The organism is Defluviimonas sp. D31 (genome assembly GCF_033436765.1).
Lineage (GTDB): Bacteria > Pseudomonadota > Alphaproteobacteria > Rhodobacterales > Rhodobacteraceae > Albidovulum.
Window position 1 is genome coordinate 1 of sequence record NZ_JAWQFN010000033.1, and the last position, 7,862, is coordinate 7,862.

Sequence of the window (7,862 nt, forward strand, 5' to 3'; positions counted from 1 at the left end):
AAGAAGAACCGCGCCGCTGCTCTCGCCGAGTGGCGCGGCCTCGGCGCGTCATAAGGGACAGCGATCCTGCCCTTGTGGAGACGGGTTCGAATTGGTCTGACACCACCCACCACCTGCTCAAGCTATTCGCCGAGAATCGTGGCCGGGTCTTGAACCGCGACCAGATACTCGAGGGCGCGCATGACAGATCATGGGAGCCGTTCGACCGGTCCATCGATATCCGAATTTCACGGATACGAAAAAAGATCGAGCGCAATCCCCAGAAGCCCGAGGCCATCCGCACGGTTCGCGGTATCGGGTACATCTACGATACCGCGTGATCTGCGCACCTCATGAAGCAAGGCATCGAAGCACGGCTGGGGGACTCCAAAGGTCCCCCCGTTTTGATTCGAGGCGCCGAACTTGCCAAAGAAGCGGTACGTCTCGGTTCAAAACCATGAGGTTCGGAGCCGTCCACAAATGACAGCACCTACGAAAGCCCCCTGCCCGCCTCAAGCCAAGTTCCTCTGACATGACCCCCGTTGTTTTTCAAGGAATACGGGTAAGGTCGATGCCGAACCACTTCATCGACAGTCCCGTCAGCGTCCCGTCGGCATGCATCGCGTCAATGATTTCGGTCAGTCGGGCAGCAAGCTCCGGGTCGCCGGGCTCGATCGCGACGGCCTGTGGCACGTAGTAAAGCGGCTGGCCGACGATGCGCAGGGACCGGCCCTTCTGGATCTCGCCCATCAGCACAGGCAGGTAGTTGATCGTCGCGTCGATTTCGGAGTCCGGCCATTTTTCCAGCTCGTCCCACGGCGCTGATTCAGTGTCGTAGGTGACGATGACCGCATCGTCGATCACATAGGTCACAGGCGGCGACTTTTCTATTCCGGTCAGCTCGTGACGCAGGTAAAGCTCGTAGTTCGCGGCTTTCAGAACGCCAAAACGCTTGCCGCTGGCATCTGCGGGCGTGTTGATCTCGGTATTGTTCTTGTTCACCGCGAGCGAGCCGACCGCGTAGGTGTAGATGACCGGAAAATCCAGGTTTTCGCCCCTTTTGGCCGTCGGTGTCATGCTGCCGATCGAGGCATCGATGGCGCCGTTCCAGTGCCCGCTGGTTTCCTGTTCCCAAGTAAGGATGCTGTCAAACCTGCGTGGCTCGACGCCAAGACGCTTGGCAACCTCGTTGGCGACGTCGACGTCGAAGCCGGCGTAGTTGCCGTTTTCATCCAGGTATGAATAAGGATACCAGTCTGGCAGGCCCACCAACGAGATATAGCCCCGCTCCGTGATCCGGTCGAGGACTTCGCCCGCGCCTGCGATCGTCGCCGACGAAGCGGCTACCGACGCGATGACGGACACCGAAAACAATCTAAGCATACCTTTGCACTTCCTTCGACTACAGGTTCGGTCGTTCAGTTTCCCTTTGCCTTGCAGCACGCGCCCGACGATTTCTGCAGCCTCATGGAACGGCCGTCAGGTCAAGGCCGAACCACTTCTTGGAAATCCGCGTCAAACTGCCGTCGCTGCGCATGTCGGCGACGATGGATGCGAGCTTGTCGGCCAGTTCTGGATCGCCTTTTTCGATCGCAATCGCGCCAGGCGTGTAGAAGATGGGCTGACCCAGAATCCGGATCGGCTCGCCTTTCTGGACTTCGTCCATGAGTGCGACCAGTGCGTTGATGGTCGCGTCGACCTCGACTCCATCGCCTTTTTTGAGGGCAGCGAGCGGTTCGCCTTCGACCTCGTAGTAAACGACGACCGGGTCGTCGATCGCGTAGTTGACCGGCGGCGCATTCTTGATGTCCATCGGAACTCGCTGAAGATACACGTCGTAGATGGATGTCCGCAGCACGGCTATCCGCCTGCCGCTTGCCTCGGCTGGCACATTGATTGTCGTGTTGTCCCGGTGGACCGCGACAGAGGCCGGTTGATAACTGTATACCGCCGGGAAGATCAGGTTTTCCCCCCGCTTGGCCGTCGGCGTCATGCTGCCGATCGAAACGTCGATGACGCCATTCCAATTGCCCCCGGTTTCCTGCTCCCAGCTCAGCGCGCGTTCGATCCGCCGCGGCTCGACCCCTAGGCGCTTAGTGACCTCGTCGGCCACCTCGACGTCGAACCCGGCGTAGTTGCCGTTTTCGTCCTTGAACGAAAATGGCGGCCAGGCCGGTTCGCCCATCAGCAGCATGTAGCCGCGGTCCATGATCCGATCGAGAACATCGCCTGCAGTGGCTGGCAAACCCGTGCCAACTGCAACCGCGAATACACAGGCTCTGAACGAGAATGAATTCATGGCGGTCCTCCGCATTTAATTGAGACTTCGCGTTTGCATTCGTCTGTGCTTCCTTTCTTGTTTACGTGCCCGCACGGGAACGGTCCACGAACGGCAGGCGGAATTCATAGTCCTCGGAACTTGATTGCGGTTCGACAAAGTAGAGCCCGAGCATCATGAACGCGAGAGCGCCCCAGGCGAGCGGCGACATGCTTTCGTCAAGCAGCAGCATGCTCCAGATGATACCGGCGATGGCGATGGCATAGGCTGCCTGGCTGGCAAAGACCGCACCCGCTATCGTTGCGACCGAAAAGCTGAGAACCGTTCCAAGCGCGCTGGCGACCGCGATCAGGAAGACGATGGTGGCAAGGTCAGTCGTGATGCCCTCGATCCTGACCGGTGCACCGGCAAGCAGGGCCACGACAAGGGTGATAACGCAGGAAATCGTGGCCATGATGCCCGTCGAGTGGATGATGTCGGTCCCGTCGGGTCGGCGCGATGCCAGAAAGATATCCTCTACCGCAAAAAGGAACGGGACCGACGCCGCCACAAGCAGCCAGAACCAGGTGTCCCCGCTTCCAAGGGATTCCCGCGACAGAATGACCAGAGCCGAACCCGCCAGGCCGAACGCCAGGCCGATCATTCGTTTCATTGTCGCCTTTTCCAGGCGCAAGGCCGCGGCCACGGCAAAGACCATGAACCCTTCCAGCGTGACGATAAGCGAGACGGTGGTGGCCTGGACATGTGCGGTCACCCAGAACAGGGCCAGCTGTTGCAGGACGCCGACCAGGATGCCCCACCACAGGCAGAACCGAAGCAAGGCCATGTCCGGCACTTGGAACTTTCCGCGTATGGCGCTGGATGCCAGGCAAAGCGCGGCGATGATCAGGTTGACCCAGATGGCGAGCGCGAGCGGCTGCGAGTCAAGCGACGCCGCCATGCGCGACAGCGGCGCGAGCAGACCCCAAGATGCACCGACGGCCAGCACCAGCAGGCTGCCGCGAAGCGCGCGCACGTTCTTTCTGAGCTTCAGTTCGCGCCGATAGATCTCCTCGGCCATGCCCTTGAAGACCCGCGCTAGGCGCCCGAGGTTGTCGGTTCGGTCCGCGACGTTCTCGATCTTTAGCCTTTCGGGCTGGAACAGCCCATTTTCCAATTCCTCGGCGGCAGATGTCAGCTGATCGACGTGGCGGCGAAACTCACGCTCGCGGTCGCGGTTGTGCTTCTTTTCCAGCGAGGACGACAGGCGGGCGCGCAGGATGACCGGATCGAAATCCTTGGGCAGGAAATCCTCAGCCCCAAGTTCGATTGCGCGCACGACGCTGGCCGTGTCGTCCTCCATCGCCGAAACGACGATGACCGGAATATCCGACAGGTCCGTGTCCGCCTTCAAAGCGGCCAAAACCTCGAACCCGTCCATCACCGGCATCACGATATCCAGAAGGATCGCGTCGACGGGGTGGTCGCGAAGCAGTTGGATCGCGGCGGCGCCCTCATCGGCGGTTTCGACCTCGAACCCGAGCTTCTTAACGGCAGCCGACAGCTTTTTCCTGCTGGTCGCGTGATCGTCGACAACTAGAACGCGATCTGCCATAGGTTGAAATTCCCCTGAATTCACGTTCTTTTTTCGAATAAGCTACGCCAGTCCCCCCCCGTTGAGAAGTGATTTCAAGGCGCCGCAGGCGGCCGCGAACGCGGCCTCCACGTCGGCGACGCGCTGGAACGCGTCGGCAACCGGTCCGGTGGCCGCTTCATGTTCCAACGCGGCGCAGATCTTGGCCATATCGGATGCGCCGAAATCGCGCGCGGCGCCCTTGGCCGTGTGCGCGGCCCGCCGGAAAGCCTCCCAGTCCGCGTTTTCCGCGGCGGTGCGCATGGTGACGAATAGAGGTGGGGTGTCCTCGACAAAACTGTCGAACAGATCCTTCAGATCGTCCATCTCGCCGCCCATGGCGCGCAACAGGCGCCGCAGGGCGTCAAGATCGATCGCGCTGTGCTCAGCCATCGCTGTCTCCACCTTCCAACCTGGCACGATCGCCGACGCGGTGCAGGCAGGCCACCAGCGCATCGATGTCGATCGGTTTGCTCAGGTAGTCATCAAATCCGTCGGCCAGGTATTTTTCCTGGTCCGTTGCCAATGCGTTGGCGGTCAGGGCCACGATCTGCGGGCAGTGCCGGGCGGTCATCTGCGCGCGGATCCTGCGGCAGGCCTCGACGCCGTCCATCTCAGGCATTTCGATGTCCATGAAGACAAGGTCGTAGTCACGTCCCCGGCAGGCCTCGACCGCCTCGGTGCCGCTCGCGCGGAGGTCTGGTTCAAAACCAAGCCTGCTTAAGATCTTGCCGCCGACCTTGCGGTTCATTGGATAGTCGTCGACCAGAAGGATCGCCAGTTCGGGAAGGCTGGCGGACACGGTGGGCGCGGTCCTGCCCGTTGTAGCCGCCAGAGTGACGCCATCGGTGAAAAGGGCAGCCAGGGTGCGCCGAAGCTGGGCGGACTTGATCGGCTTGCCCAGAACCGCAGCCATGCCTTGCTCCTGGGCGCTGCTGCGCAGGTCCGACAGGCCAGCCACCGGCGCAACCGACAGGATCAGCGGCGTGGAAGCGGCGACGAATCCGGCAATCGCCGCGGAAAGTTCGGACGCGTGATCGACACCAAGCGTGGCTGCGTCGACAAAGGCAACATCGAACCTGCTCCGGTCCAAGGCGGCACGCGCGCCTGTCAGGTCACCCGCAATCTGGCAAGACAACCCGAAAGCGGAAAGGCGCTCGTCCAGGCTGGCTGCGGCGTTGGCGTTCGCCTCGACGAGCAGTGCGGTTTTTCCCGTGAAGGTTTCGATTTCCCGGCTGCGGTGGTCGGCATTCTCGACAACCGGCAAGGTGAAGGAAAAGGTCGTACCCTGTCCCTCCTCGCTTTCAACCCGGATTTCACCGCCCATCAGCTCGACCAGGCGCTTGCTGATGGCCAGGCCAAGGCCGGTTCCACCGTATTTACGGGTGGTTGAGGCATCGACCTGACTGAAGGACCGGAACAGGCGGTTCATGCGACCCGCCGGGATACCGATTCCGGTGTCGCGGACGGCCATGACAAGGCAACTGGACACGGTCGCATCGCGCCGAGCCGAAAGCTCGATTTCACCGCGCTCGGTGAATTTGACGGCGTTGTTCAGCAAGTTCAGAAGCACCTGGCGCAGGCGCAGCGGGTCGCCTTCCACGCTTTGGGGAACGTCTGGCGCGACACGGCAGATCAGCTCGATCCCCTTCGAAAAGACCTTGGTCGAGACAAGGTCCGGAACTCCGTCGACCAATTGGACAAGATCGAAGGGCACCGTTTCGATTTCCAGAGCGCCGGCCTCGACCTTCGAGAAGTCGAGAATGTCGTTGATGATCGACAAAAGCGTCTCGGCCGCCTCGGACGTGGTATCGGCCAGATCGCGCTGCTCGGCGCTGAGCTGGGTTTGCTGCATGAGCTGGGTCATGCCCAGGATGCCGTTCAGAGGTGTTCTGAGTTCGTGGCTCATGGTGGCAAGGAACGCGCTTTTCGCCTCGTTGGCCCTGTCGGCCTCTTCTTTGGCCCGCTGCAACTCTTCGGACACGCGTTTCAACTCGGTCACGTCGGCATAGATCGCGACAGTCCCGCCCTCGTCGGTCCGGCGCTCGCTGACGCGAACCCAGTCGCCGTCCGACAATTGCTGAATGAAGGCCGGATCGGCCCCGCCGTGCCGTTTGAGCTGCCGGTCCACCCAGAGGGCAGGATCGGCCACTGCATTGCTGAACCGGCCCGCCTGCGCGGCCTCTTTCATGATCTGACAAAAGGTCGGCGCGGGACCGCCGTCAGGGGTATCACCCAATGTCATGATGCCCCGATACCGCGTGTTCGCTACAACCAGCCGGTCCTCAGCGTCGAAAAGCGCAAATCCCTCGGAGATACTCTCGATCGCGTTGGTCAGCCGCCGTTGGCTTTCGCGCAGGACACGGTCACGTTCGGCGATCTCGGCCACGAAGAATTCGAATGTCTTGCTAAGGTCGGCGATTTCGTCCTGACCACCGGAAAGCCGTTTCAGCTCCTCGGGGTTCCCACCCTCGCTCATTACCTGGCGCAGGCTACCCAGGCGCCCAATGACGGAAGTGCGCAGATACCATGCGGCCAGCAATGCCGCCGCCAGGGTCGCCAGACCGGTTATCTGCAAGGCCGAGGTCCTGCGCTCTGTGTCTTCGGCGAGGTTGGCGTTCTGCGCGCGGATATCCGCCGTCAGCTTTTCGGTCAGGGCGCCGACATCGGCGACGAGCTGGTCGGACAACGCTTCGCTCTCTGCCAGAAGGCCGGACAGATGCGTCAAGAGCGCGCCCTGTTTGCGCGCAAAGGCCGCGACACCTGCGCTTCCGACAACCGCATCGCGCAGCGCCACCGCATCCGCGACAGCCAGATCAGCTCCGGTCAGGACGCTTTCAGTCTGCGCCTCCAACTCTTCCAGGCGCGCCTCCGAGGTCGCGGCCGAGATGTCGAGCAGAAGCGATCCCACTTCTAGCAGTTTCGGCGCCGCGCTTTCGTTCCGATCGGATGCCTTGCGCAAGGCCTCGGCCGCCGCGGTCAGCGATCGCTTCAACGATTGCTCGTTGGCTGCACGATCGAACAAAGCCGTGGCCAGCCGGTCGAGGTTGGCAAAAAGCGCATTGGCCGAGGTCCGGATCGCGGCGACTTCGTGAGCGTCTCCCGTGGCCGTCCCGAGTTCGTCGATCAAGGCCAGAAGCTTGGCCTTCAGTTCGAAACTGGTGATCGAAAAGGCGAGCAGGGCAGAGCTGCCCCCCTGTCCCGCATAAAGATTGGGGGCGACCCGGGCCAGCTCCTCTGCCTGCCGAATAAGATCCTCTGACGCTCCGAAACTTTGCAACTGCACGGTCGCGATGTGATCGAACTCGCTTTGGGCATTCTGAAAGGAAATCGCGGCCACAAGGCTGGCGCCAATGCCCAGGATGGAAATCGACGCGAAAGCCAATACAAGACGACCCGAGATCCCAAGCCTTGCGGCGCGGATCGTTGGCGTGGCAGGGCGGTCCTCCGGTTCGCGCAAGTCAGCTGCTCCACCGTCATGTCCTGGGCGCCATGATGGACAATGTTTTGTCCACGCCAAGAAAAATCTTCGGGGGGAGCTGACAGACGGATTCGAACCAGTCTCCGAATGGACAGTGAGCTTGCCGCCAGTGTGCCGGACCCAACCGTCTTCCGATCTGGCCGACAGTTTGCGGCCTGGCTCGGGCTCGTTCCAAGACAGAACTCCTCATGCGGCAAGGACCGGCTGGGATGGGTCTCGAAGATGGGCAACGGCTACCTGAGCCGATTGCTGGTCGTCGGCGCGACCTCGGTGACACGGCGCGCGCCAACCACCAACACGCGGACCGGTGCCTGGGTCGGCGCTGTCAGAAGGATTCCGGTTGAGACGGTCAGGGTGGCTTCGTAGCGTCGGCTCATGACCAGGCCTGACCCCTTCAACTACTTACACAGCAGCCCGGAGATCATCCGTCTGGCGGTGATGCTGTACGTCAGATTTCCGCTCTCGCTCCGCAATGTCGAAGATCTGCTGCACGAGCGCGGCATCGACATCAG

The 7,862-nt window shown here is 61.6% G+C and carries 6 protein-coding genes and 2 pseudogenes; 3 read left to right on the plus strand and 5 right to left on the minus strand.

Annotation, left to right across the window (positions count from 1 at the left end):
- A partial coding sequence (locus R5H32_RS20260) for a winged helix-turn-helix domain-containing protein (protein WP_318340464.1) occupies positions 1–320 on the plus strand: 320 nt, incomplete at its 5' end.
- Between the two features lie 208 nt (positions 321–528).
- Here the strand turns inward: R5H32_RS20260 and R5H32_RS20265 are convergent.
- The 5 genes from R5H32_RS20265 to R5H32_RS20285 all read right to left on the minus strand — a co-directional run bounded on the left by R5H32_RS20265 (position 529) and on the right by R5H32_RS20285 (position 7,329).
- Complete coding sequence (locus R5H32_RS20265; RefSeq protein ID WP_318340465.1) at positions 529–1,362, minus strand: transporter substrate-binding domain-containing protein; 834 nt, start codon at positions 1,360–1,362, stop codon at positions 529–531.
- A gap of 82 nt (positions 1,363–1,444) precedes the next feature.
- On the minus strand, positions 1,445–2,188 hold the full coding sequence (locus R5H32_RS20270) for a transporter substrate-binding domain-containing protein (RefSeq protein ID WP_318340466.1): 744 nt from the start codon (positions 2,186–2,188) through the stop codon (positions 1,445–1,447).
- Between the two features lie 151 nt (positions 2,189–2,339).
- Complete coding sequence (locus R5H32_RS20275; RefSeq protein WP_318340467.1) at positions 2,340–3,851, minus strand: response regulator; 1,512 nt, start codon at positions 3,849–3,851, stop codon at positions 2,340–2,342.
- A gap of 42 nt (positions 3,852–3,893) precedes the next feature.
- Positions 3,894–4,262 (minus strand): Hpt domain-containing protein, encoded by a 369-nt coding sequence (locus R5H32_RS20280; RefSeq protein WP_318340468.1) that lies wholly within the window; start codon positions 4,260–4,262, stop codon positions 3,894–3,896.
- The gene (locus R5H32_RS20285) at positions 4,255–7,329 is read right to left on the minus strand and encodes an ATP-binding protein (protein WP_318340469.1); all 3,075 of its coding nucleotides are present in this window, start codon (positions 7,327–7,329) and stop codon (positions 4,255–4,257) included. Before R5H32_RS20285 ends, R5H32_RS20280 begins: the two co-directional genes overlap by 8 nt.
- A 120-nt stretch (positions 7,330–7,449) precedes the next feature.
- On the opposite strand from R5H32_RS20285, the pseudogene R5H32_RS20290 reads away from it, so the two are divergent.
- Positions 7,450–7,710, plus strand: a pseudogene (locus R5H32_RS20290) (transposase); the annotation flags it as partial.
- 15 nt (positions 7,711–7,725) lie between these two features.
- Positions 7,726–7,862, plus strand: a pseudogene (locus tag R5H32_RS20295) (IS6 family transposase); the annotation flags it as partial.

Excerpts from the sequence above, each read along its gene's own strand:
- R5H32_RS20265 (WP_318340465.1), bottom strand. The coding sequence starts at position 1,362 with ATGCTTAGATTGTTTTCGGTGTCCGTCATCGCGTCGGTAGCCGCTTCG.
- R5H32_RS20270 (WP_318340466.1), bottom strand. The coding sequence starts at position 2,188 with ATGGACCGCGGCTACATGCTGCTGATGGGCGAACCGGCCTGGCCGCCA.
- R5H32_RS20275 (WP_318340467.1), bottom strand. The coding sequence starts at position 3,851 with ATGGCAGATCGCGTTCTAGTTGTCGACGATCACGCGACCAGCAGGAAA.
- R5H32_RS20280 (WP_318340468.1), bottom strand. The coding sequence starts at position 4,262 with ATGGCTGAGCACAGCGCGATCGATCTTGACGCCCTGCGGCGCCTGTTG.